The 1,364-nt window shown below is 66.4% G+C and carries 1 protein-coding gene; it reads left to right on the top strand.

Annotated elements, in window-relative coordinates; translation table 11 throughout:
* Positions 1–114: 114 nt before the first annotated feature.
* The gene (locus FKP22_RS30495) at positions 115–1,266 is read left to right on the top strand and encodes an alpha-hydroxy acid oxidase (RefSeq protein ID WP_141291942.1); all 1,152 of its coding nucleotides are present in this window, start codon (positions 115–117) and stop codon (positions 1,264–1,266) included.
* Positions 1,267–1,364: the final 98 nt, after the last annotated feature.

The following is a 1,364-nucleotide window of genomic DNA, read 5'->3' as shown; positions in this document are numbered from 1 at the left end:
AGGGCTGGCGCTGATTTCCGGTCCGGCCTGAAATCTTTTCCGGTCCAACCCGCATGGTGACGGAAGGCCCCGCGGCTAGCATCGCCCGGCAGGAGACCGCATGACCACCACCGCATGACCACCATCACCAACATCGAAGACCTCCGGGTCCTGGCCCGGCGCCGCGTGCCCCGCATGTTCTACGACTACGCCGACTCCGGCTCGTGGACAGAAGGCACCTACCGCGCCAACGAGGCAGACTTCCAGAAGATCAAGCTGCGCCAGCGCGTGGCGGTCGACATGGACAAGCGCAGCACCGCGGTGAAGATGATCGGCATTGACGCGGCCATGCCGGTGGCCATCGCACCGACCGGGCTGACCGGCATGCAGCATGCCGACGGCGAGATCCTGGGCGCACTGGCCGCCAAGCGCTTTGGCATCCCGTTCACGCTGTCCACGATGAGCATCTGCTCGATCGAGGACATTGCCGCGGCCACGCAGGCGCCGTTCTGGTTCCAGCTCTATGTGATGAAGGACCGCGGCTTCATCGAGCGCCTGATCGACCGGGCCAAGGCCGCCAACTGCTCGGCGCTGGTGCTGACGCTGGACCTGCAGATCCTCGGCCAGCGCCACAAGGACCTGAAAAACGGCCTGACCGCGCCGCCCAGGCTGACGATTCCCAACCTCATCAACCTGGCCACCAAGCCTCGCTGGTGCCTGGGCATGTTGGGCACCAAACGCCGCCAGTTCGGCAACATCGTCGGCCACGTCAGCGGGGTCGAGAACATGGGCTCGCTGTCGGAATGGACGGCCAAGCAGTTCGACCCGAAGCTGAACTGGGGCGACGTCGAGTGGATCAAACAGCGCTGGGGCGGCAAGCTGATCCTCAAGGGCATCATGGACGTGGAAGATGCCCGCCTGGCGGCTGACTCCGGCGCCGATGCGCTGATCGTCAGCAACCACGGCGGCCGACAACTGGACGGCGCGCAATCGTCCATCGAGGCGCTGCCTGCCATCGTCGCCGCGGTGGGCCCGCGCATCGAGGTCTGGATGGACGGCGGCATCCGCTCAGGCCAGGACGTGCTGAAGGCCTGGGCGCTGGGCGCGCGCGGCACGATGATTGGCCGTGCCTTCCTCTACGGGCTGGGCGCGATGGGCGAAGCCGGCGTGACGCGTTCGCTGGAAATCATCCAGCGCGAGCTGGAACTGACGATGGCCTTCTGCGGCCACACGCGCTTGCAGAACGTCGGAAAAGACATTCTTTTGCCGGGCTCTTTCCCGGTTTGAACCGGGCTTCGGCGCTTCATCCGGACCGGCGGCAAGCCGATAAGCCGTGTGGGTGCAAGCCGACCGCGCAGTGCGGCCGGCTGCCACCCGCCTGCCCA

Origin of the sequence: Ideonella azotifigens, assembly GCF_006519715.1 — a bacterium.
Taxonomy (GTDB): domain Bacteria; phylum Pseudomonadota; class Gammaproteobacteria; order Burkholderiales; family Burkholderiaceae_C; genus Ideonella; species Ideonella azotifigens.
This window is presented reverse-complemented; position numbering and strand designations above follow the sequence as displayed.

Coding starts and splice junctions, on each gene's coding strand:
- FKP22_RS30495 (WP_141291942.1), top strand. CDS start 115: ATGACCACCATCACCAACATCGAAGACCTCCGGGTCCTGGCCCGGCGC.